The organism is Paenibacillus sp. NPDC056722 (assembly GCF_042790635.1).
Taxonomy (GTDB): Bacteria; Bacillota; Bacilli; order Paenibacillales; family Paenibacillaceae; genus Paenibacillus_AQ; species Paenibacillus_AQ agri.
Map to the genome: position 1 here is coordinate 83,286 of NZ_JBHTYV010000006.1, position 23,901 is coordinate 107,186.

Consider the following 23,901-nt stretch of genomic DNA (forward strand, 5'->3'; position numbering starts at 1 on the left):
TCATATCTCCATAACTACAAGAAACAGGAGGTAAATGATGACAAGAAATATTGTTCACGTCCCTTACGGCTATGAGCCGCCCGTCGAGCAGCGTAAAGGCACTTTGATTTTCTATGATTCATTTGAGCATATCCAAAGCTTTGAGCTTGCGGCAGCAGCCAAGACCGCTACGGATCGCAAGTTCACTAAATTAGTGCTCTATCCGCTGCATGAAGAGACCGTGCGCCGTTTGTCCAAAGAACCAGTCCAAGCTTTTTACAAGCGGGAGGATCGTCTGCATGAATGGAAAAGAGAACAGGGTGTGTCCTTCATAACGGTTGAAGGCTGGGAAGGAAAGAGGAAGAAATATACACCGCTAGATTCTGCGCTTCGTCATCTGACGGAGAGATATCCGGCTCCGCATTTTTTATATCTGACACCGGATATGGCGAACCAATTCGCCTCGTTTTCCTCTTTTGAAGAGTGGATTGTGAAAATTCGCCTGCTCTTGTCGGAAGCGCCGGCATTTCTCCATCCGCGTCTGGAGAAGTATCGCCACCGCTGGGACGCAGCTGAATAATAATACTGAAGTTATATCAAATAAACCCCGGTCAGAATTATGGAATCGTGTCCATAACTCCGTCCGGGGTTTCTGTTATGACTTAATGCGTGCTGCTTTGCTTGCGACGATAGGTATACATTCTCCATTGATAATGGATGAAGCAGCCGATGCAGAAGCCGAGAATAGCTACAGTTGCAGCAACGGCAACCAGTGCAGTGAATATGTAGGCGGCAACGGTCCAGCCTACTAAGAAGCTGAGCAATCCGGCAGCAAGGCAGCCCACAGCGATGCTTTGGTTGAACTGCTGCTGATCCCAATCCTCAAGGACATACGCAGAGCGTTCTTTTCTAAGAAAAGTGGCAGCCAGCTTGATGACAGGATTATATCCGAAGATCAGGCCCGATAATCCGGCTGCGAGCGGCAGTGCAAGAATCCAGTATTGCCCGGTAAACCAGGTTATCAGGACAGAAAGAACTATAAAGCTCTGGTTGGTTTTCACAAGTGGGCGCGGAATGCCTTTGGTACCATTGCTCACATTAATCACACCTAACATATTGGAATAATTATAGTATAACGGTGGCTTAGGCGTTTGGGAAGACATCATCTGTTTTTATATAGGTTAAACAATCGTATTCAATGAGATTGCAAGCAGCATAGGGTTCGCCTGACCTACCGAAAATTGAAAGTTCGTAAATCAAATTCATGTATTGCGCTTCAACCTAAACATAAGATAGGATAGAAATTAGAAAAAAGAATATAACGTTATAATGTTTAGAATGCGAATTCGGCATAGCGTAGAGGGCACAGGGAAGGTTATTAGTGGGAATATTGAGGAGGATGAGAAGATGAAGTTGTGGTTTGAGGGTGACATATTGGCTCTGCTGCCTGGAATCGAGATTCTGGCTGATGAGTTAGGGATTCAGCTTGAGGAAGACGGAATGCCTGTCCGGGTAGAGAGTTCCAGTGAAGGCATAGAGGTCGGCTGTGAGGATGGCCAAGGGTATATTAGGTATGAACATATCCACCAGTTTTTCCGCGGACTTGGTCTACTGGTCCAACACGCTCGAAAAAGCGCGGTATTCCATATCACTGAACAGCAGCAATTTGATCTCGTCGGCCCGATGTTCGACCTATCCCGCAACGCGGTGCTGACCACGGACAGCTTCAAGGATATGCTGAACAAGATGGCCTTGATGGGACTGAATACAGTCATGCTCTATATGGAGGATACATACGAAATCGAGGGCGAACCTTATTTCGGGTATATGCGGGGCCGTTATTCGCAGCAGGAACTTCGCGAGATCGACGATTATGCGGCTCAGTTCGGCATCGAGGCCTTCCCAAGCATTCAGACGTTGGCGCATATGGAGGAATTTCTGAAGTGGGAGCCGGTGTCCCATTATAAGGATACAAAAGGTGCGCTGCTGGTAGGTGAGGATCGTACGCTGAGTTTGGTCGAACGCATGATTGAGTCGGCTAGTGCACCGTTCCGCAGCCGCAAAATCCATATCGGAATGGATGAGGCTGAGGAGCTGGGCCGGGGCAAATATCTCGACCGAAACGGATACAGTAGCCGATTCGACATCATGACTTCACATCTTGAAAAGGTGCTGGACATTGTACGCAGGCGCGGACTTGAACCGATGATGTGGAGCGACATGTTCCTGAAGCTCGCTTCCGGGAACGGCAGTGAATACTATGACGCGGAAACGTCGATACCAGAAGAGATGCAGCGCCGCATTCCTAAAGATGTAGACATGGTGTATTGGGATTACGTGCACACGGAAGCCGAGGAGTATGAGCAATTAGTCGCGAAGCACCGACCTCTCGGGTCAAAGCTGGCTTTTGCCGGAGCTGTGTGGATCTTTAATACATTCGGGGTTAACTACGGCTTGTCTCTCAAGGCGTCAGATACGGCACTGCAGGTGTGTAAAAGAGAAGGCATCAACGAGGTGTATGCTACAATGTGGGGGGATGACGGCAACGAAGGGAATCCGTTCGCTGCGCTGCTAGGCCTGCAGTTGTATGCAGAGCATGCTTACTCACCGGAACGTCCAGAGTGGGGGCATCTTGCGGAGCGTGTAAAATTCTGCACCGGGATTGAGGCAGATAGCTACCTTCTGATGAAGGATCTGGACGAAACGCCCGGGGCTGAACCGGACAACCGTGTGCAGAGCAACCCTTCGAAGTTTTTGCTGTATCAGGATATATTGCTTGGACTGTTCGACCATCAGATTGAGGGGCTGGAGCTGACCGCCCATTACGAAGCACTTGAGCAGAGCCTGGCGGAGCGCCGTGCTACCGATCCTGCCGCAGCCCAGATGCTGGAGGTTCCGGAAAAGTTGTGCGCAGTGCTGAAACGCAAAAGTCTAATCGGCATCGAATTAAAGCGGGCATATGACGCCGGCGATAAGGCAGCGCTGGTCCTGATTGCAGAGCGGGAGTTACCGGAGATTGCAAGAGCGGTTAAGGAGCTTCGGGCAGCGCACCGCACCGCATGGCACCACATGTTCAAGCCATTTGGCTGGGAGGTGCTGGACATCAGGTACGGAGGTCTTGTGAACCGTCTTGATTCCGCTGCCTTGCGGCTGCTGGATTACGCAGAAGGGCGAATCGCCAGAATCGAAGAGCTGGAGCAGGAACGGCTGCCGTACAGCTCGGCAAACCGGTTCAATAATAGAGGGGCTGGATGGTGCAGCTATTATTACCGCATGGCAACGCCAAATGTATTTTTTCACGTCTTAAATCCCTTTTAATCTTCTAATATAAGGCGGCATTTCAAGCTGTTCCGACCGGTTAGACCGGATAACCGGAGCAGCTTCTTTACTACTATTCGCAAGAAATTGGAGTATGACGAGAACTTTTTTTGATAAATAGGAGACCCGGATGGCGCATGGTGTTGTACAATGATGAGCAATCGAAACAAGGAAAGGGGGAGAGGGAAATGTGGTTCAAGCGTTCTTTGAAAAGGAAGCTATCGCTGCTGCTCCTCGTAGCGATCGTATTCCCGCTGCTTGGCGCCGGAGTCGTCACTTACCGGATCGCCTCTAATCTGACAGAAAAAATCGAAAAGCAGTCCGGGATGAATACGCTCCGGCAGCTTTCGGACAAATTGGATTTTATAATCAACGACATCGAGACCATGTCAGTGTTCATTATTGGACAGCGTAATATACAATCCTATCTCGGCAGCGATAGGGAGGACATTTCCCTATACTCGCAAAGTGTGGCCTTTTTGCTGAATCTGGCTTCTTCCAAACCGTACATTTCAAATATCACTATCACCTCTGGCAACGGATATCCGGCGCTATCTAACACGACGATACTGCACTCCGGGCTGCACAATTTATTGGAGAACTCAGCTGATTATAATCCCACTCAAAAGTGGTGGACTCCGCTCTATGAGAACCAGACGACTGACGACGGCATCAAGCGCGTATTCTCACTGGTTCGTCCGATTCGCAGTACAGATAAGTTCCAGCTGCTGGGAGAAATGTCGATCAGTGTGGATGTAGACGAAATACAAGAAATGCTGGGGGACGCAGCCTGGAATGAAACAGGTCGGCTGTGGCTCATTAATCAGGATAACCGGATCATGTCTTCCCAGACAGGTGAAGGGCTGAATCGGCCGCTTGCACAGTTGCTTCCGGGGCTGGGCGATCTGAGAGGAACCGATGGTGTCCTTAAACTGGATCAGGGTGGGGAGAGTAATACGCTGCTCTATTACACATTGCCGAGTCTGAACTGGAAGCTGGTCGGCGTCATCCCGACCACAATGTATACTGCGCAGAATGAATACGTGCTTACACTTACAGCGGTAGCGATTGGCGTTGCGGCAGTGCTCGCAGGAGGACTGGTATTGTATTTTACCGCATGGGTTACACGGCCATTGACCAAGCTAGCCAGAAAGCTGAAATCTTTAAGTCCTGGAGATCCGGTCAAACAATTCGAGGTCCGCTCCACAGACGAAATCGGGATGGTTCTGCATAGTTATAATAAGCTCGGCCAGCGGATCGAGCGCCTGAAAAGTCAATTGCAGTTGGAAGAAGCGAAGAAGAAAGAGGTGGATATCCAGGCTCTCCAGGCTCAGATTCATCCGCATTTTCTATATAACACGCTGTCATCAATTCACTGGATTGCACTCATGAACAAGGACACGCAGGTAGCAGAGATGGTCGGGGCACTCGGCGACTTTCTGCGGTTCAGCCTTAACGACGGCAAGGAGTTCTGTTCCGTAGGACAGGAGGTATCGCATGCACAGAACTATGTCCACATTATGTCAAAGCGGTTCCAGGATAAATTCGATTGCACCTTCCTGATTGATCCGGAAATACAAGGGAGGACGATGCTGAAGCTGCTGCTGCAGCCGCTGATCGAGAACAGCATCATGCACGGATTGAAGAAAAAGCAGGGCAAGGGCACGATCTTCGTCCATGCCGAGCCGCGGGGAGAAGGCATGTCCTTTGTTGTTGAGGACACGGGGGTTGGCATGGATGAGGAGAAGCTGATACAGCTGCGCAGCATGCTACTAGTAGGGGAAACCAACGAACAGTCGCGATCTGGCTCCTTGAACTCAGGATATGGCCTGAGCAGTGTACACCGCCGCTTGAAGCTGCATTACGGCAACGGAGCAGGTCTTCATATCGAGAGTACGCCGGGAGGCGGCACTCGAATCTCGTTTACTATACCTGTATTGGAGGGCTAGCTGTGAATATATTGATCGTTGATGACGAGGCCATCATTCGCATGGGACTCTGTACGGTTATTAATTGGGAGGCGCTTGGCATGACGCTGCTCCCACCGGCGGAATCGGCGGAGGAGGTATTGGAGCGTATTCCCGGCGAAAGACCTGATGTCGTGTTAACTGACATAAGAATGTCAGGAATGAACGGGATTGAGCTTGCTAAAGAGATCAAGGAGCAGTTGCCTGATGTTGAGATTATTATTTTGACCGGCTACGATGATTTTCGTTACGCCCAGCAGGCGCTGCGTGAGGGAGTGACTGACTATCTGCTGAAGACCAGCGGTCCGGAGGAAGTCATCAAAGCGGTAATGAAGGCCCAGCAGAATTTGAGTATGAAGCGGGAAGCGGCAGAGCATGGAGCGGTTTCAGCAGCAGCGCTGCGAAGTCGTCTGCTTGAAGAATGGTTGACGGGCGGGGGCAGGCGATCCTCGGACACGGCAGGCTTTAAGCCGGTAATAGACTGGCTCCAGCAGAATGGTGTCCTCTCAAAGGATGAGAGCTGCGGCGCTCAGCCGATGCGGGTACTGCTGGTCGGCGCTTCTGGCTGGGGAGATGAACGGTTCAGTGAGCTGATTTTGGGAAGCGCGGAGAACCGTCTACAAGAGCTTTTGCCGTGCGTTACGTTGGTTCGTAACCATACAATCATCGTTGCACTCCGTGCTGAAGAAGGCTGGCCCTGTATGCGAATGTTAGAGAAAGCGCTATACCAGGTGCGGGAAATGCTCAAATGCGATCTCTTTGCCGCAGCGGGAGAAATCGTTCATTCGCTCAGCGAGCTGCCACAGTCCTACGAGGAAGCAGCTAAGATTTATGCCTATCGGGTCTTGTTCGGAGATCAAGGTCTGTACGGAATGAAGGATATTGAGCGGCGCCGGGGAGGTCGAACAGTCTGTTCGGAGAAGGAGGAGCGAGAGCTTCTAGGGCTGCTGATTCAGAATTATGCGACTCAGCTGCATGCCTGGACTCACCGGATCATAGAGGAGCAACTTCAGGACCCTGATGCAACCCCGACAGCGCTGCAGGCTTATCTGCAGTCGATCATTATCGTTGCGCACCGCTGGCTGGACCGGAACCGGGAGATTGGCGCTAGCGAGCCAACGGCGGTTCCGATCTTCACCTTTGAGGCCGGCGTACGGCTGGAAGACGAGCTTTTCCGTCAGCTACTGAACGTCATGAACGAGTTTCACCAGGGGGCTAGCGACAGCCGCTACGCTTACATCCAGCGTGCCATCGCATATATACGAAATCACCTCAACCAACAACTGAGCCTGCAGCAGGTCGCCGGAGTCGTCCATTTGACCCCCAACCACTTCAGTGAGGTCTTCAAGCGGGAGACCGGTCAGGGCTATATAGAATTCGTGACCAGAGAACGGATGCTCCGGGCGGGCCGCTTGCTTCTCACGACACAGAAGAAAATCGGCGAGATTGCGGGTGAGGTCGGTTATGAGGATATGAAATATTTTAGCCAGCAGTTCAAAAAAATAATGGGCAGCACACCATCTGAATACCGATTGTCTAATGTTAACTAACGTGACTTAAATGTGTTACGTATAGGGTTATTTCACAACTATTTCTGAAAATCATGTCCGTTTTCATGCCATAAACCGAATTTTGTCTACCCTGTTCCTGTAGAATGTCTCCTGTTGGCTCCGCCCTCGCACACCTATACTAAATGTATAAATAGAACTTAAGGAGGGCATGGCAATGAAAAAGAAAACACTCGCCATTACGGCCTGTACAACAGCAATGACGTTACTGCTTGCAGCATGCGGAGGAGGTAACACGGGAAACTCAGGTACAGCGGAGGAGGGTAATAAAGCCGGAACAGCCTCCCCAAAAATCAAGCTATCCATCTGGCATAATTTCTCCGGCGACGACCTAAGAGCCAAAGCAGTACGCGCTCAGATCGACAAGTTCAAGGCCGAGCACCCTGAAATCCAGTTGGACGCCCAAGCCATTCCTCCTGACGGTTACCGCCAGCGTCTGAAGACTGTGGCTGCAGCCGATGAAATGCCGGATGTCTTCTTTACCCAATCAGGGACGTCTATCAAAGAGTTCTACGATGGCGGGTTGATCCAACCGATTACGTCCTTGCTTGATGAGCATCCTGAATGGAAGAATAATTTCATTCCAGGTTCGCTGGATACACTGTCCTTTAACGGAGAAGTGTATGCGACACCGCTAAGTGGCTCTGCAACGTCTTTCCTGTTCTATAACAAATCTCTTTTTGAAAAATACAATGTTAAGGTTCCAACCACTTGGGATGAGATGATGACGGCGGTTAAAACGTTTAACGACAATAAAATCACCCCGATTTCACTTGGTAATAAAGCATCATGGTTGGCACAGTCCAGTATCATTTCGTCCCTGGCGGATCGCGCAACTGGAACTGACTGGTTCAAGAAGGCGGTTAATCAGGACGGCGCTAAATTCACCGATCCGGAATTTGTGCAGGCCCTGACTTATTTTAAACAATTATCCGACGCTAAAGCGTTTCAGCCCGGCTTCAACAGCTTGGACAATACGCAGATGGAACAGTATTTCGTCGAAGGTAAAGCTGCAATGATGATCGATGGCGCATGGGCCCTGACAAATATGGCTGCATCCGGTACGGAAGAACAGCTGAACCAGGTGGACGTGACAATTCTGCCTTCTGTTCCTGGGGGCAAAGGTGATCCAAAATCCATGTCCGGCGGCTCGGGCGGTGGTCTTGCGCTCAGCAAGCGTGCAACAGGCGATCAGCTTAAAGCGGCGCTGGAGCTGATATATACCGTCAGCGGCCCGGATGCCATGAAAGCAATCGCAGGCAGCAACTCGATCGTGACGTACAATGTGGATCTGGATGAGTCGCAGGTTATGCCGCTGTTCTACAAAGCGTACAACCTGTACAAATCGGTGAAGCTGACGCCAGTCTATGATGCCTATCTAACCTCCTCGGCTACGGAAGCAGTGAATAACGGATTGCAGGAGCTCTCTATGGGCGGCAAACCGGAAGACATTGCGAAGAAGATTCAAGATGCCCAGGCTCGCGATCTCGGCAAATAAGTTCATCTCACGCCCTGTACCGCAACCTGAAACTTCTTGTATGAACAGTGTCCGTCTTCTGAGCGGAGACGGACGTCCGTTCACTTCTTTTATCTTACAACGACACGTAACCAAAGGAGGCCGCCTATGGCATTCACGAACCGACTCAGAAGCTTTATTATCATTGGGCTGCTGCCTGCCTTGACGATCTATTTACTCTTCGTTATTGTTCCTATTCTCTGGTCTGCGTACTACGGTTTTTTTGACTGGAAAGGCATTGGTGCCGCCCGCTTTATTGGTTTAGATAACTACGCCGAAGCGCTCAAGGACCCTATTTTCTGGCGGGCGCTCAAGAACAACCTAATCATCGTCGCCGCCTCGATTCTGGGGCAACTGCCGATCGCTCTTTTACTGTCTCTCATTCTCAGAAAAAGCACGCTGTTTCACCGGTTTGTCCGCTCCGCTGTTTTTATGCCCATGGTCGTATCGAGCATCGTGATCGGATTGATCTGGGGTTATATCTATCACCCGCAGATCGGGATACTGAATGTACTGTTGGAGCAGATTGGGCTTAGCTCCTGGATTCGCGATTGGCTCGGCGACCCGAACATCAATATGTATTCGGTCAGTGCGCCGGTGATCTGGGCGAACATCGGACCTTACCTGATTATTTTTCTATCCGCGATTCAGAACATCTCTTCGGATGTGGAGGAGGCGGCCAAGATTGACGGGGCTATTAAGGGGAAGTGGCTGTATCTCATAGTCATTCCGATGATCTGGGATACAATTAAGGTAGCAATCGTGTTATGCATATCAGGAAGTCTTAAAGCGTTTGACCTGATTTTTGTCATGACGGGTGGGGGGCCTGCGCAGTCCACTGAACTTCTGGCCACGTACATGTACAACAATACCTTTGAAATCTACCGTTACGGCTACGGGTCGGCGGTTTCTACCTTAATTATTATTATCAGCATGATTCTGGTGCTCGGCAGTCAGGTACTGATGCGGAAGAGGGGGATGGAATGAAAACGATCACTCCCGGCAGAGTGCCTAAAACCACGACGAACACTTCGTCCAGAGTCCTGAATTTCAGAGCTTCCTGGCTCCTTCATCTCTTTCTTCTTGCGTATGCGCTGGTTACGCTGTACCCGCTGCTGTGGCTATTTATTAGTTCCTTTAAATCAAATCAGGAATTCTTCGGCAGTCCATTCGCACTACCGTCCGTCTGGCAGTTCGAAAACTATACCCGGGCTTGGGAAATCGGTGGCATTGGTAAAGCATTCCTGAATTCGGTTATCGTCTCTGTCTTATCATTGGTACTGACTCTATTTCTGGGAACACTCACGGCCTTTATTGTATCCCGCCTGAATTTCCGCTTCAAAGGCTTCATTATGATGCTATTCGTGCTCGGGATGCTGATTCCCATTCATAGCACATTGGTGCCGCTCTTTATTCTGATGAAGAGTCTCGGTATCCTGGATACGTACGCTTCGCTGATTCTGCCGTATACAGCCTTTGAACTGCCGATCGCAGTCTTCGTCATTGCAGCCTATCTGACTTCCGTGCCGAAAGAGCTGGAAGAAGCGGCTATGATCGACGGCAACGGATACTGGGGGATTTTCTATCGGATTATCGTTCCACTGGCAGTTCCCGCCATGGCTACTGTGTCTATTCTCGGCTTTCTCAGATTCTGGAATGATTTTGCGTTCGCGCTCGTCTTTATCAATAAACAGGCGCTGAAGACACTGCCGCTCAGCCTGTCGATGTTCTCGGATGGCTACGGTACGGACTACAGCCTGACGATGGCCGCCATGTCGATCGCAGTCATTCCGACTATTATCATTTATCTGCTATTTCAGAATCAAATAATGAAGGGGATGGTGGCAGGAGCCGTTAAAGGCTGATCCTCATCTATATCAATATCATAATAAAGCAAAGGCAAGGCCTTCAGTTCACTGAAGTGCCTTGCCTTTTTATGCCTTGGGATTCTCCCTAAATTAAGCTGTGCCAAGCTGAATCTTGCCTGAATATATCGATGATTATTTGTTAATCGCTAGTTGTGTAAAATGTCTTAATCTTAAGAAAATAAAAATTGACACATTTCCTGGGCTGTGGTTTTATTATATAGACCAATTGTTATAATGCAAAGGAAGTGTCGGGTTGTCTAATAAGCCGAATGCACGTGAAGCCATACTGGATACTGCTTCGCGGCTATTTTTCACGCAAGGCTATCATGCAACGGGTCTGAGCCAGATTATCAAAGACAGCGAATCGCCGAAGGGATCACTCTATTATTATTTTCCCCACGGTAAGGAGGAGCTGGCACTAACTTGTATCAACCGCACCAGTGAGATTGTAGCCTGCAAGCTTAGACATTGTATGGAGACTAGCGAATCCGCTGCGAAGGGGATACAGGATTTTATTCTGGACATGGCCAAGGAGGCTGTGGATTCTTCATTCGAAGGCGTAGTTCCGTTCAGCTTCTGGCTGGCCGTAGAAACGTCCTGTATCAGCGAAGAGCTGCGAGCCGCATGTCAATCTGTATTTAAAGACTGGCAGGAGGTGATCAAAGAACGTTTGCTGACAGAAGGTACTGAAGAAGAAATAGCGACGACTCAGGCGTCCGCAGTGGTATCTTTGCTAGAGGGATCACTGCTTCAGGCGCTGACTTACCGGGATGAGCAACCGCTGCTTGCGGCGGTCAAGATTGTTCCGGCTTTGCTTAGCATAACAGAGAGAGAATAATAGATTTTCAGGAGGATAAGAGAGTGGACACAACTTTACACAAACAGCAACAGTCAGAAGAAAAAAAATTCAGGACAATGCCGATCCTGATTTCCTTGTTGCTCAGCGGTTTTATCGGGATGTTCAGTGAGACGGCACTCAATGTCGCGTTAAGCGATCTGATGAATGTACTGCAAATCACACCGTCGACCGCACAATGGCTGACAACAGCGTACTTGCTAACACTAGGTATTCTCGTGCCGATTTCCGGTTTACTGCTACAATGGTTCACAACAAGACAGTTGTTTGTGGCCGCGTTAATTTTTTCAATCTTAGGTACTTTCCTGGCGGCGATTTCGCCGAACTTTGAGTTTCTGTTGACAGCGAGAGTGGTACAGGCGATGGGTACGTCGCTGCTGCTGCCGCTAATGTTCAATACGATCCTTGTAATTATTCCAGCTGAAAAAAGAGGCGCGGCGATGGGGATGATCGGACTAGTCATCATGGTTGCCCCGGCGATTGGGCCTACGATTGCCGGTCTGTTGATCGAAAGCCTCAGCTGGCATTGGATTTTCTGGTTGTCATTGCCGTTCCTGGTGATTGCTCTGCTGTTCGGAATCGTGTACATGCAGAACGTTACCGAAGTTACTAAGCCGAAAATTGACGTGCTGTCCATCATCCTGTCTTCACTTGGTTTTGGCGGAATCGTCTTCGGGTTCAGCAGTGCTGGGGAAGCCGAGGGCTGGGGCAGTCCGAAAGTAATCTTTTCTATCGTTGTAGGTGTCGTCGCTTTGCTGCTCTTCGTTATTCGTCAAAACACAATGAAGAAGCCGATGATCAACCTGCGTGCCTTCAAATATCCGATGTTCGTAGTCGGTGTGGCGATGGTCTTCATCTGTATGATGGTTATTCTGTCGTCCATGTTGATTCTGCCAATGTATTTGCAGCAAGGTCAAGGTTATACGGCCTTCAAAGCAGGCTTGCTGTTGTTGCCGGGTGGTCTGATCAATGGTTTGATGTCTCCAATTATGGGTCGTCTGTTCGATAAGTATGGTCCAAAATGGCTGGTCATTCCGGGTCTAGTGATTGTCGCAGTTACACTGTGGTTCTTCTCCAGCATTAATGCCGCTTCGACGGTTGCTTTCATTATCGTACTGCACAGCGCGCTGATGATCGGGGTATCGATGATCTTCATGCCTGCACAGACGAATGGTATCAACCAGTTGCCGATGGAGCTGTATCCTGACGGTACGGCAATCATGAATACACTGCAGCAAGTAGCGGGTGCCATTGGTACAGCGCTTGCGGTCAGCATCATGACGGCAGGTTCGAAGAATTACCTGAAGGGTGTCGACAATCCTGCCGATCCCGCTAATCTGCTTCCTGCATTCACGCAAGGGGTGCAGAACGCCTTTATCTTTGGTCTGATTATGTCCGTAGTCGGATTGATACTGGCATTCTTCATCAGACGTGTTATTGTTCAGCATAAAGCGCAAGCTCCAATGCACTAATAGTTATTAAAAACAAAGCGCACTCGCTACGGCGGGTGTGTTTTTTCATTTTCACATAAATCCAAGCGTAACCTTCATAACCTTTATTAATCGAATCAAGAGGAGTGAAGTGGATGTCAGATATGTTCGTAGTTCGTTCTCTGGAAGAGGTTCGCTTTTGGTCGAGGATAATGAAGGAACATTCCTTTTTCTTGAGGCTCGGATTTCGTTGTGAGGATACCACACTGATTAATGAAGCCAATCACTTTTATCGAACCTTCGAAGGAATCGAGCGACGGGCGCTTGCATTCACAGATGACGCAGATCCTGCGACCATTCGTCAGTTCAATATTGAAGTTCATACCTCGGTGTGTCACATCTGGGCTTTTAAGCGTAAGGTGCTTGGGCTAATATTGACCTGCCAGCTTCCGGGAGGAACCAATTTCCCCCTTCTAGTAGATCACGTAAGCAGAGAAGCCAACTATTTTAGAAAACGTTTGGAAGAATTAAACCAGGGCCAATTAGAGCCATTACACGATGCCATTATTGATGAGAACGTGTTCTTCTTACGTATCATGGCAGACCATGCCAAATTTATAGGGCATCTTTTGGACCCCTCTGAACGAAAGCTTGTTGACCAAGCCCGTGATTTTAGTCATGATTTTGATCAATTGCTGTTCCAGGCCAGAGATATTGAATCTATGCGACCCCAATCCCAGACCGGTCCGATTTTAAGTCAATTTCTGGATCAGAACAGAGTATCCGTAAAATCATTGCGTGATTTCAAAAAGACAGCCAGGGATTTGATCGACCAATGCAAAATAAAAAGCATTATTCATCCCTTGCTTGCAGATCATGTATTCCGTGAAGCTGAAAGATTTTTAGAGATTATAGACATGTTCGAAAAATCACTTACTGGAAAAAATAACACTTGGATTCATCACTAAATACTCCATCTTGGAAATTCTCGACCAATAGCGGCACTGGTATGCGTTCAGTATAGTGAGAGGATTGGATTCAAAGCCTCTCACTATCGTCTGGACTGGACACTTCCAGTGGTTTACTGTATTATATACCTAGATTTACTAAGCATAGATATACAAGGTATACTATTTTCCCAATAACTGTGGAAGGAGTGCATCCCATTTGAAAGTGAGTAAAGAAATGCTGAAGGGCAGCACGACAACGTTGATTTTGACCCTGCTGCTAGACAAGCCTCTGTACGGATATGAATTGATCAAAGAGCTGGAGAACCGATCCCAGGGCGTTTTTTCACTTAAGGAAGGCACGCTGTATCCCATTCTGCACACGATGGAGAGCGAGCGCTGGGTAGAGGCTTACTGGCTGGAGGTAGAAGGGCGCAAGCGCAAGTATTATCGGATACTGGATGAGGGAAAAGCGAAGCTGAAGGAAAAAAGAGCGGAGTGGCTGCTGTTCCGGCGGGCCGTGGACGATGTGCTGGGAGAGGGCGGGGTATGATGAATGAACAGGGTCACCGTAAGCGGTTTCTCGATCAGGTGTGTCTGGAGGTGCGGTCCAAAGACATGCATGACGATATCCGGGAGGAGCTTTCCGGCCATCTGGAAGAGTTAATTCAGGACCGGCAAGCACAAGGCTATCCTCAGGCGGAGTCAGAGGTTTGGGCCGTTGCCCAGATGGGCGATCCTCGGTCGCTCGGCAAAACGCTGAACCGTGTACATAAACCGCGGATGAATTGGGGATTGCTAGGGGCCGTGTTGTTTTTTGCGGCATTAAGCCTTGTAATGATGCTATCTGTAGATTCGAATCCTGCAAGTGCAATGCAGGGCTGGAGCTTTTTTAGAAATCAGACCTATTACATGATCATCGGACTAATTTTAATGCTCGGACTGTACTTTGTTGATTTTCGGAAATTGCAAAAGCTTGCCTGGCCGTTGTACATCGGCACCTTGATAGGCATAATAGTATTGTACTCGGGTGGGACAACTATCAACGGTGTAGCCTTCCTGATTTTGAGAGTGGTGCATTTCCCGATTACGCTGAGTTTCTTGACTCCTTTTCTGTGTATCGCGTTAGCTGGCATCTTGACGGGTTCAAAAGAATCTTTTTTCGCCTCGGTGCGATATCGCCGATGGATAGAATTGCTGATCGTTGCTTTTCCACTTCCACTACTTGCAATGTTCCATTCCTTACCCGAATTGATCAGTTATTCATTAATTGCATTGACTGTATATGTTTGGTGTACTCGTCAATGGCAATGGGCGCTGGGGCTAGCTTCGGTTTTAGTAGCTATAACTGCCGTTAAAGCGTGGAATACACCCTCCTTTGTGGAACGGTTTCAAGGTGCATTCGATCCGAACGCACATGCGACAACTAGTGGATATATGTACATTCAGATTCGCGATGTGGTCAGATCCGCCGGATGGTGGGGTCATGGATTTGCCAATCTCCCGGAATATTTGCCTTATCCTCATACAGACATGCTTCCCGTTTACCTGGTCTATTGCTTTGGCTGGGCTGGCGGTCTGCTGCTATTAGGTATGGTGTTATGGTTTACAGCCAGACTGGTCAAGGCTTTGCACCTGATTCGAGACCCTTTTGGCAAAGCGCTGGTTTTGACACTCGGTAGTACGCTAGTCATTCGTTTGCTTTATGGATTGTCTATTATGAGTGGAAAGATGGTACTGAGTAGTATTGCTTTTCCATTTCTAAGTTATGGCGGTCATGTCATTATGGAATTCGCTGCGGTTGGGCTGCTTTTGGGTATCTATCGAAGAAAAGATATGATGCCAACAGCTCCGTTTCATCCAATAAAGTAAGTGTAACCTGCCCCTTAACGGAAGTTGGGGGTTATTTTATTGTATTTTTCTAGTAAAATAATCGACAGAGTAGATATACCTGATGATAGGAAAGAGGAGACTGTAACCATGAAGCAGCATACAAAGGTGCTGAGGAGATTTTCATGCATAGGCGCCGCTCTTATGCTATTAATGACAGCTTTGGATTTGGGGGATTATGCCTCAGCTGCGAACACTGGAGTAAGTTCTGAAAGTGTTGACAATTTGGAGAATTCCGGTCAATCCAAGTCATTGTCGACGCCTGAGAAGGGGCATAAACTACCCCAAGGTTTTGTTTATCTGGACGAAATCATTCCTTCTGCACAATACGAGATTCGTTATTACAGCAGTAACAACTTTGTTGGAAAACGTATCGATGGCTATAAAGCGCCTTTAGCGATTATGTCAAAACCCGCAGCTAATGCGCTTAAGGCAGTCAGCGATAACCTGGCACGCCAAGGCTATATTCTGAGAATCTATGACACCTACCGTCCGCAAAAGGCGGTTAATCATTTTATCAGATGGTCGAAGGATGCTAGCGACATCAAGATGAAACAGCAGTATTACCCCGCACTCGATAAAAAGAATCTGTTCAAGCTCGGCTTTATCTCCAGTAAATCCGGTCATTCGCGAGGCAGCACGGTGGACCTGACACTGGCTTACCTAAAAAACGGTGCGGCTGTGGACATGGGTAGCCCTTATGATTTTTTCGGTCCCATTTCATATTACGACACAAAGCTGATCAGTAAGACACAGATGGCCAACCGCAAAATCCTTAAGGATGCCATGATGAAGGAGGGTTTCCATCCCTACAGCAAAGAATGGTGGCATTTTACTTTAAAGAAGGAACCTTATCCCGGGAAATATTTTGATTTTGACGTGGAGTAGCATTCATTATTGAGAATGAAGGGGAGAATGATTATGAGCTTACCCGTAATTAACAAGGAACTGGCCAAACGGCTGCAGCAGGCTGAAATTAGCTTCTTTACCTCCAGAATAGCTTCCATCGGCGAACGGTCTGGCAACCCCATGGGTGTGGAGATCCGGCATTTCGGAACGGCTACAGCTTATTACATACAGGAGATGCCATGGGCGCTTTTTAACTCAGTTAAAGGGATTACAGACGCTGAGAAAGATGAGCTTGGAGCGGTTGCAGATTTCTACCGGGCCAGGGACCGGCATTTTCAAATCGAGATTGACCCCTCTGAAAGCAGTCCGGCGTTGTTGGGAACATTAGCGTCACTCGGGTTGTACCAGCACAGTTTTCAATCCGTGTTATATGGACTACCTATTGCGCAGCCAGCTCAGCTTCCCGTGAATATCACCGTTACCGAGGTGGTGGATGAGGTTCTCTTTGACACGTATGCGGAGGTGCATTGTCTGGCTTCAGGTATGTCATTGGATGCTAAAGGACACTTTATCAGCAACAATATCGGGCTTCTCCATCGTACAGGCTGGAAGCTATTCCTCGGCTTCTGGGAAGGGCAGGCAGCAGCCGTCGCCGCTATGCATATTCATGAAGGTGTTGCCTCCTGTGCACTCGCTGCGACCCTGCCAGCCTTCCGGGGACGCGGGCTCCAGAGCGCTTTGTTACAAAGACGTTTGCACGAAGCCTACAGGGCAGGCTGTGAACTGGTAGCCGGGCAGGCCGCATACGGCAGTGTCAGCCAAAATAATATGGAGCGCGCTGGACTACGGATTGCCTGGACCCGAGCGATATGGAGGCCGTTACCCTGAGATTGTGTTCTACTCATAACCCTCAGAATATATGAAAGCGGTGTTTTCCAATAAGGAGAGCACTGCTTTTTTTTACAGGTAGAAGTGTCTAATCTTAGCTATTGACAATGTCAGGTGTTCGGGTGTAAATTAATGTTCGGTTAAACAGTGTTTAAAACAGTGATTACATGAAGAGTGAAGATTGTACTAATGAATTATTTAGTATGTCTCCAGGGAAAGTATAACGTGTGATGACCAAACTGCCGGATAGAAGGAACAGAGTACACCCTTTACCTGATGTTGACTATTGACAAGAGCAGGCGTTCGGGAGTACATTAGTGTTCGATTAAACAGTGTTTAAAACAATGATTACATAAAGAAAGGAGGTTGTAACGGTAGCGATGAACACACTGGACCAGAGCGCAGACCATTCAGAGAAAGATACAAAACAAACGATTTTGGATGCTACGGTGATGTTGATCAAAGAGGAAGGGTTCCAATGCGCGACACTGCGTAAAATTGCCGCCAGAGCTGAAACTAATCTTGCGCTCGTGAATTATTATTACGGCTCCAAGGAAAGTCTAATGACTGATGCCGTTCGTGTATTGCTTTCAACGTTCGATGATGCCTTCCAGGCACTTGAAGATGTCTCCTTGCTGCCGCAGGAGCGGCTCAAGCAATTTTTAAGTCGGTATGTTGTGAATCTTCTCCGATATCCCGGGTTGGCCAGACAGGTACTGGAGCAGGGACCCCAGATCATGTGCTCACCTACAGAATATGATCGTTATGCCAAAATCCTGAGAGTCAAAAAAATGCACAATACATTGAAAGAGATCACTCATGTAGAGGACGATAACCGTCTGCAACTGATCATGCTTCAGCTGTATGGAGCCGTGGTGATTCCAGCGCTGATTACAAACATGCCTGGCAAGCGGGAACAGATCACGCCGGTGTTTAACCTTCCGGCTCTCGATGAGCAGATTGATACTCTGTTTGAGCATTATTTCAACAAATATAATTTATAGAGAAAAGAGTGGAGAAAAGCATGTCAAATAGTGTGAATGGAAATACAGCAGGAGGGCAGGCTTTCTCATTGAAAGCAATTATTCCTCCATTACTTGCGATTATCGTGGGTATGATTATGGTTATTCTGGATGGTACGGTCGTCAATGTCGCCGTTCCTAAACTTGTCGATTACTTCTCGACAGACCTCAAGACAGTGCAGTGGGCCATTACAGGCTACACACTAGCCCTGGCTGCGGTCATTCCGCTGGCTGGCTGGATGACAGACCGTTTTGGCTCTAAGCAGGTCTTTCTGGCTACGGTAATCATGTTCGTACTGGGTTCCGTACTGTGCTCCATAGCTCAAACTTCGGGCCAACTTGTTCTTTTCCGCGTAATTCAAGGTCTTGGCGGCGGGATGGTTGCCCCAATCGGGATGGCAATGGTCTTCAAACTGGCACCGCCAGAACGTAGAGGTTCCATTATGGGGATGCTCGGGATTCCGATGCTGCTTGCCCCAGCCCTTGGACCGATTCTCTCCGGTTGGCTGGTGGAGTACGTAAGCTGGCACTGGATCTTCCTGATCAACCTGCCAATTGGTATCGTAGCTGTTATTCTGGGCATTAAATACCTGCCGGCTTCCGAGAAAAAAGGCAGAACACATCTCGATCTGCTGGGCATGATCCTGGCACCGATCGCTTTCTCCATGCTGGCTTATGGCGTTAACGAAGGCGGTGGTGGCAGCTGGTCGTCCACATCGACAATCGTAGGGTTGTCCGTTGGTGGCGTAGCTCTGGTCTTGTTCGTTATCGTCGAGCTCCTGCATAAGCATCCGCTGCTGGAACTGCGCGTTTTCCGTTCTTCCGACTTTACCCGCGGTATTATCCTGACTTGGGTAACACAAGCGGCACTATTCGGTACCATGTTGTTCGTTCCGCTCTACCTTCAGCAGATCCGCAATTTCTCACCACTTGAGACTGGCTTGATACTGCTGCCGCAGGCGCTGGCTGCCGGTTTCGGAATGCCGATTGGAGGTCGGCTGTTCGACAAGATCGGTGCACGTCCGCTTGCTTTTGTCGGCTTGACGATTATCTCTATTGCACTATTCATGTTGTCGGGTATCACAATGGACACCGCACTTCCGCAGATTATGGTGTACCTGTTCATGATGGGTCTGGGTATGGGCTTGACCATGATGCCGCTGAACACACATGTTCTCAATTCCGCACCGCGTGAATGGGTTGGCCGTGTAACGCCTCTTACTGCAGCTGCACAACAAGTTATTGTTTCCTTTGCTGTAGCAGGTATGACCGGATACCTAACCAGTCAAATCGCAACCCATATGGGTGAGATGGGCAAAGGCGGCAACCCGCTGGCAGCCTCTGTATTAGCTTTCAATGATGTCTTCTTCCTGGCTGGCTGTATCGCCGTGGCCGGTGTAGTCATCAGTATTATCCTGCGCAAGCCAAAGGTAGCATCGGCTAACCCTGAAGAGGGCAAGAAGGCGGATGCGGCTATGATGATGGGGCACTAAGCCACTGATCACAGGACTCCGTAATGCATAGTTATAGCACAAAAAACCGCAAGTCTCCCGTTCATGGAGGCTTGCGGTTTTTGCTCTGTAGGAGTATAAGGGGGCAGCACAGTTGCCACGCCCCCTTAAGACTGCGCCATTAACTGGCGCCGCGTTTCCTATGCATCCAAGCCGGGGCGAAGGATGCCTTACCCAGCAGCTCGGAAGCAACAATACCGAGCAGAACGAGCGCCGCTCCGGCATACCCCTGGTTCGTCAGCTTCTCTCCGACGAACCAGTAGCCGAACAAGGCGGCGAATACTGGTTCTAACGAGAAGATGAGTCCGGTGCGTGCAGGCGAGGTGTATTTCTGTGCCACCGGCTGCAGGATGAATCCGCAGGCGCTGCACAGAATGCCCAGTGCCAGAATGGCGGTCCAGCCAGGTAAGGTAGAGGGCAGATGTGGCGTCTCGAACATTAAGGACAGCACAAGTGCGTAGCCGCCGGCAAAGCCAAGCTGCAGGATGCCGATGCTGAGCGTGTCGTGCTCTTTGACAGCTTTGCCGGTAACGATGATCTGTACGGCATAGAATACCGCCGATAGCGTACAGAGCAGATCGCCGGGCTGTACGGTCAGCGAAGCGTTCAGTGTCAGCAGACCGATTCCGCCGATGGCCAGCAGGGACCCGAAGATTTGCGGGAATCCGACTTTATTTTTGAAGAACAACATCTGAAGCAATGGAACGAAAATAACGGTCAACGCGACCAGGAACCCTGCATTTGAAGTGGTGGTTGTCTTGAGTCCGAACGTAATACACGTGAACACGCCCAGCAGCAGGAATCCAAGCAAGGCCCCATATTTCAAGGTCTTGGCATTGATCCTGCGCAGGCGCTTGTGGAAAATCGCGGCAGACAATATAAAAGCAAGTCCGAATCGGAGCGCAATCAGATTAAATTCGCCGAGGGTATCCAGCCCCATTTTCATAAACAGATAGGAAGAGCCCCAAAATACAGTTACAACCAGCAGCAAGAGATCAGCCTTAAACGGCTTCATCAGTTCATCATCCTTTTAATCATCAAAGTTAGTATAGTATAATATGCCTGATTATATAAGTTAACTGAATGTTTATCATGTCATACATGAATATAACTAATATATATGATTGAGGAGGACACGGGCTTGAGTCTCAGTAAATACGAAGTGTTTTTAAAGGTAGTGGAGCTAGGCAGCCTCACCAAAGCAGCAGAGGTTCTGGGGTTCACTCAATCGGGCATCAGTCACACCATTAACAGTCTGGAGACGGAATTTGGCTTCTCACTGTTGATCCGCAATCGCTCGGGTGTCAGACTTACGGTTAACGGGGAACAGGTGCTAAAGCCGATCCGTGAGATTCTAAACTGGAATGAGCAATTGAAGCAGAAGGTAACGCATATTCATGGGCTGGAGACGGGAACGGTTACCATCGGCACATTCACCAGTGTATCCGTCCATTGGTTGCCCGGGATGATCAAGCAATTCCGCAGTCTGTATCCCTATATCGAGTTCAAGCTTATGGAGGGAGATTACCTGGAGATTGAACAATGGATCGAGGCCGGGGTGATTGACTGCGGCTTTATTTCGCTGCCCACGCGGGATAAGTTCGAAGTTTTTCCTTTGAAAAAAGACCGTATGCTCGCCATTGTCTCGCAGGAGCATCCCATCAGCGGGGCGCCTTATTTTCCCCTGCCACAAATAGCGCATGAGGATTTCATTATCCCCAAGGCCGGCTCGGACTATGATGTTCGGCGGGTGCTGGAGAAGGCTGGTATTGAGCCAAATGTCAAATTCTCGGCAGGGGATGATTACGCGATTATTGCCATGGTGGATAAAGGACTGGGTATGAGTATCCTCCCGGAGCTGGTGCTCAAGCGTCAGAATCATAACGTGGTGATGCTGGAACTTGAGGAGCCGAGCTTCAGATCGCTGGGAATCGCCGTCCATTCGATGAAACATGCTTCCCCTGCAACAAAAAAATTCGTCCGGCATGTGCAGGAATGGGTGGAGCTCCATGCAGAAAAGAATTGACGAAGCGGGCTTTGCATGAGAGAATGTACGCGTGTACATTTTGTAAAAGGAGTTGATTCCTATCGCCAGCCGAAAAGAGGTGGCCGAGCTGGCCGGCGTATCTGAAGCCACCGTATCCCGTGTGCTGAATGATGTCGGTCCGCTCAAGGAAGAGACGAAGCAGCGGGTGCTGGAAGCAGCCCACAAGCTGGGCTATACGCCAAGCTCGCTGGCCAGAAGTTTTGCCCGTAAACGCAGTGGCAATTTGGGTGTGGTTATGCCGTATTTGCCCAAAGCGCGTCTGTTCTCTGCTTATTATTTCTCTGAGATTTTAAGCGGTATCGGGAACAAAGCCCGGGACGAAGGATATGATCTGCTCATGCTCTTTCGCAACTCGGATGGGACCATGGATTACAGCGGGCTGTTTCGAATGCGCAAGGTGGACGCCTGTATTGTACTGGGTGCCAAGGAGGAGCAGGGAGAGCTTGAGGCGCTGCGCCGCTTGAAGAAGGAAGGATACCCTTTTTGTCTTATTAACCAGCATTTTGAAGGGGAGGACTTCCCCGAAGTGGATGCAGACCATGTTCAGGGCAGCAGACTGGCAGTGCAGCATCTGCTTCAGCAGGGCTTTACGCGGATTGCCTTTCTGAATGGACCTCATGTCTATTCGAACAGTCGTGATCGGATGGCAGGGTACTCCAGCGCAATTCGTGAAGCCGGGTTATCCGTGGACCCTTCTTTGCTATTTGAAGGGAACTTCAGCCGCAGAAGCGGTGTCCAGGCGGCTTCAGAAATTGCAGCCGTTCTAGGAGAGATTGATGCCGTGTTTGCCGCCAATGACCGAATGGCGATCGGTCTGCAGCAAGGCTTATACGAACTGGGGATTACACGGGAACGCATGCCTGCTATTCTCGGTTATGACGATTCCGATGCGGCCGAATTAACTACACCAGCCTTGAGCAGCGTGCGTGTGCCATTTTATCGGCTGGGCGAGCTGGCCGCAGCCCGTGTGCTGGATACGCAGGAAGACGGAGCGGCAGAAGATAGTCCGCTGCGGATCAAGCTTCCGACAGAGCTTGTTGTACGTGCTTCAACTCTCAACTGAAACCACTAGGAGGCATTACATGAAACAGCTGCGCATTGGAATGATCGGGTATAAATTTATGGGTAAGGCCCACAGTAATGCCTACAAGACGCTGCCGATGTTTTTTCCACAGGCGCTGAAACCGGAAATGTCCGTGCTTTGTGGACGTAATGCAGAAGATTTGCAGGAAGCGGCAACCCGGCTCGGATGGCAAGATACCGTGACAGACTGGCATGAACTGGTGACCCGCGACGATATTGACCTGGTGGATATCAATGCGCCAAGTAATGTGCATAAGGAGATTGCGCTGGCTGCAGCCAAAGCTGGCAAGCATCTGTTCTGCGAGAAGCCTCTGGCGTTGTCGCTTGCGGATTCCAGAGAGATGCTTCAGGCGGCCGAGGAGGCCGGTGTCGCCCATATGGTAGGCTTCAATTACCGCTTTTCCCCTGCGGTACGACTGGCGAAGAAGCTGGTGGAGAGCGGACGCCTCGGTAAGATCCATCACTTCCGGGCCTGGTTCCTGCAGGATTGGATTCTCGATCCGGAATTTCCGCTGGTCTGGCGACTCCAGAAGGAAATTGCCGGTTCCGGTTCTCTCGGGGATCTGGGAGCGCATCTTATTGATTTGGCGCATTTCCTTGTAGGTGATGTGGAGGAAGTGATCGGTATGAGCGAGACCTTCATTAAGGAGCGCCCGCTAGCTACCGAGATGACAGGCCTTACTGCTAAGGGAAGCGGAGGGGGACCAAGGGGTGAAGTCACCGTGGATGATGCCACGCTATTCATGGCTCGTTTTGCAAACGGTGCCATTGGCAGCTTCGAGGCTACACGCTTTGCTGCGGGTCACCGCTCCACCAATTCTTTTGAGATCAACGGAAGTCTTGGCAGTGTAAGGTTCGACTTTGAGCGCATGAATGAACTGGAAGTCTTCCTGACTTCGGATGATGAGGATATACAAGGCTTCCGCCGCGTGCTGGCCACGGATCCTGTTCATGAATATGCAGCAGCCTGGTGGCCGACCGGGCATACTATCGGCTTTGAGCATACGTTCATTCATGAAGTGTTGGAATTGTCTAATGCCATCGAAGAAGGTCGTCAGCCGGAACCCAATTTCCGGGACGGCGTGAAATGCCAGGCTGTGCTTGAAGCCGTGGAACGTTCGATTGAAGAGCGACGCTGGGTCAGCCTGTCCGAAATGTAGCT

Annotated in this window: 21 protein-coding genes; 19 read left to right on the top strand and 2 right to left on the bottom strand. The window is 49.5% G+C overall.

What is annotated here, in order from left to right:
* The first annotated feature begins 37 nt into the window (after nt 1-37).
* Complete coding sequence (locus ACFRAM_RS16615) at nt 38-559, top strand: hypothetical protein (RefSeq protein ID WP_379466986.1); 522 nt, start codon at nt 38-40, stop codon at nt 557-559.
* Nucleotides 560-641: 82 nt separating this feature from the next.
* Here the strand turns inward: ACFRAM_RS16615 and ACFRAM_RS16620 are convergent, their stop codons facing one another.
* A complete protein-coding gene (locus ACFRAM_RS16620; RefSeq protein ID WP_379466778.1) occupies nt 642-1,076 on the bottom strand; it encodes a DUF4395 domain-containing protein in 435 nt (144 codons plus the stop codon).
* Nucleotides 1,077-1,386: 310 nt separating this feature from the next.
* Here ACFRAM_RS16620 and ACFRAM_RS16625 point away from each other — a divergent pair, with 310 nt between their 5' ends.
* From ACFRAM_RS16625 to ACFRAM_RS16695, 15 genes are all read left to right on the top strand, one after another.
* Nucleotides 1,387-3,297: a beta-N-acetylhexosaminidase gene (locus ACFRAM_RS16625; RefSeq protein ID WP_379466779.1), complete on the top strand. Its 1,911-nt coding sequence runs from the start codon at nt 1,387-1,389 to the stop codon at nt 3,295-3,297.
* 188 nt (nt 3,298-3,485) lie between these two features.
* Nucleotides 3,486-5,246 (top strand): cache domain-containing sensor histidine kinase, encoded by a 1,761-nt coding sequence (locus ACFRAM_RS16630; protein WP_379466780.1) that lies wholly within the window; start codon nt 3,486-3,488, stop codon nt 5,244-5,246.
* Between the two features lie 2 nt (nt 5,247-5,248).
* Nucleotides 5,249-6,814, top strand: a complete 1,566-nt coding sequence (locus tag ACFRAM_RS16635; RefSeq protein WP_379466781.1) for a response regulator — start codon at nt 5,249-5,251, stop codon at nt 6,812-6,814.
* Nucleotides 6,815-6,989: 175 nt separating this feature from the next.
* Nucleotides 6,990-8,330, top strand: coding sequence for an extracellular solute-binding protein (locus ACFRAM_RS16640; RefSeq protein ID WP_379466782.1), 1,341 nt, complete (start codon nt 6,990-6,992; stop codon nt 8,328-8,330).
* 126 nt (nt 8,331-8,456) lie between these two features.
* On the top strand, nt 8,457-9,335 hold the full coding sequence (locus tag ACFRAM_RS16645; protein WP_379466783.1) for a carbohydrate ABC transporter permease: 879 nt from the start codon (nt 8,457-8,459) through the stop codon (nt 9,333-9,335).
* A complete protein-coding gene (locus ACFRAM_RS16650; RefSeq protein WP_379466784.1) occupies nt 9,332-10,213 on the top strand; it encodes a carbohydrate ABC transporter permease in 882 nt (293 codons plus the stop codon). Before ACFRAM_RS16645 ends, ACFRAM_RS16650 begins: the two co-directional genes overlap by 4 nt.
* 256 nt (nt 10,214-10,469) lie before the next feature.
* Complete coding sequence (locus ACFRAM_RS16655) at nt 10,470-11,054, top strand: TetR/AcrR family transcriptional regulator (RefSeq protein ID WP_379466785.1); 585 nt, start codon at nt 10,470-10,472, stop codon at nt 11,052-11,054.
* Between the two features lie 77 nt (nt 11,055-11,131).
* Complete coding sequence (locus ACFRAM_RS16660) at nt 11,132-12,544, top strand: DHA2 family efflux MFS transporter permease subunit (protein WP_379466987.1); 1,413 nt, start codon at nt 11,132-11,134, stop codon at nt 12,542-12,544.
* Nucleotides 12,545-12,657: 113 nt separating this feature from the next.
* The gene (locus ACFRAM_RS16665) at nt 12,658-13,470 is read left to right on the top strand and encodes a DUF2935 domain-containing protein (RefSeq protein WP_379466786.1); all 813 of its coding nucleotides are present in this window, start codon (nt 12,658-12,660) and stop codon (nt 13,468-13,470) included.
* Between the two features lie 199 nt (nt 13,471-13,669).
* On the top strand, nt 13,670-14,002 hold the full coding sequence (locus tag ACFRAM_RS16670) for a PadR family transcriptional regulator (protein ID WP_175372725.1): 333 nt from the start codon (nt 13,670-13,672) through the stop codon (nt 14,000-14,002).
* Nucleotides 13,999-15,321, top strand: coding sequence for an FtsW/RodA/SpoVE family cell cycle protein (locus ACFRAM_RS16675; RefSeq protein ID WP_379466787.1), 1,323 nt, complete (start codon nt 13,999-14,001; stop codon nt 15,319-15,321). The genes ACFRAM_RS16670 and ACFRAM_RS16675 overlap by 4 nt, the downstream gene beginning before the upstream one ends.
* 108 nt (nt 15,322-15,429) lie before the next feature.
* The gene (locus tag ACFRAM_RS16680) at nt 15,430-16,227 is read left to right on the top strand and encodes a M15 family metallopeptidase (RefSeq protein WP_379466788.1); all 798 of its coding nucleotides are present in this window, start codon (nt 15,430-15,432) and stop codon (nt 16,225-16,227) included.
* 33 nt (nt 16,228-16,260) lie between these two features.
* Nucleotides 16,261-17,076: a GNAT family N-acetyltransferase gene (locus tag ACFRAM_RS16685; RefSeq protein ID WP_379466789.1), complete on the top strand. Its 816-nt coding sequence runs from the start codon at nt 16,261-16,263 to the stop codon at nt 17,074-17,076.
* A gap of 380 nt (nt 17,077-17,456) precedes the next feature.
* Entirely contained in the window at nt 17,457-18,080 is a 624-nt protein-coding gene (locus tag ACFRAM_RS16690; RefSeq protein WP_379466790.1) for a TetR/AcrR family transcriptional regulator, read from the top strand.
* 20 nt (nt 18,081-18,100) lie between these two features.
* Entirely contained in the window at nt 18,101-19,591 is a 1,491-nt protein-coding gene (locus ACFRAM_RS16695) for an MDR family MFS transporter (RefSeq protein WP_379466791.1), read from the top strand.
* 139 nt (nt 19,592-19,730) lie between these two features.
* Here the strand turns inward: ACFRAM_RS16695 and ACFRAM_RS16700 are convergent, their stop codons facing one another.
* Nucleotides 19,731-20,624, bottom strand: a complete 894-nt coding sequence (locus ACFRAM_RS16700; protein WP_379466792.1) for a DMT family transporter — start codon at nt 20,622-20,624, stop codon at nt 19,731-19,733.
* A 126-nt stretch (nt 20,625-20,750) separates the two neighbouring features.
* Here ACFRAM_RS16700 and ACFRAM_RS16705 point away from each other — a divergent pair, with 126 nt between their 5' ends.
* Genes ACFRAM_RS16705 through ACFRAM_RS16715 form a run of 3 tightly spaced genes read left to right on the top strand, consistent with a single transcriptional unit; the run spans nt 20,751 to nt 23,899 of the window.
* Nucleotides 20,751-21,635, top strand: a complete 885-nt coding sequence (locus tag ACFRAM_RS16705; RefSeq protein ID WP_379466793.1) for a LysR family transcriptional regulator — start codon at nt 20,751-20,753, stop codon at nt 21,633-21,635.
* Between the two features lie 52 nt (nt 21,636-21,687).
* Nucleotides 21,688-22,719 carry a LacI family DNA-binding transcriptional regulator gene (locus ACFRAM_RS16710; RefSeq protein ID WP_379466794.1) on the top strand — a complete coding sequence of 344 codons (1,032 nt, stop codon included), beginning with the start codon at nt 21,688-21,690 and terminating at the stop codon, nt 22,717-22,719.
* Nucleotides 22,720-22,738: 19 nt separating this feature from the next.
* Nucleotides 22,739-23,899 (top strand): Gfo/Idh/MocA family protein, encoded by a 1,161-nt coding sequence (locus ACFRAM_RS16715; protein ID WP_379466795.1) that lies wholly within the window; start codon nt 22,739-22,741, stop codon nt 23,897-23,899.
* The last annotated feature ends 2 nt before the right edge of the window (nt 23,900-23,901 follow it).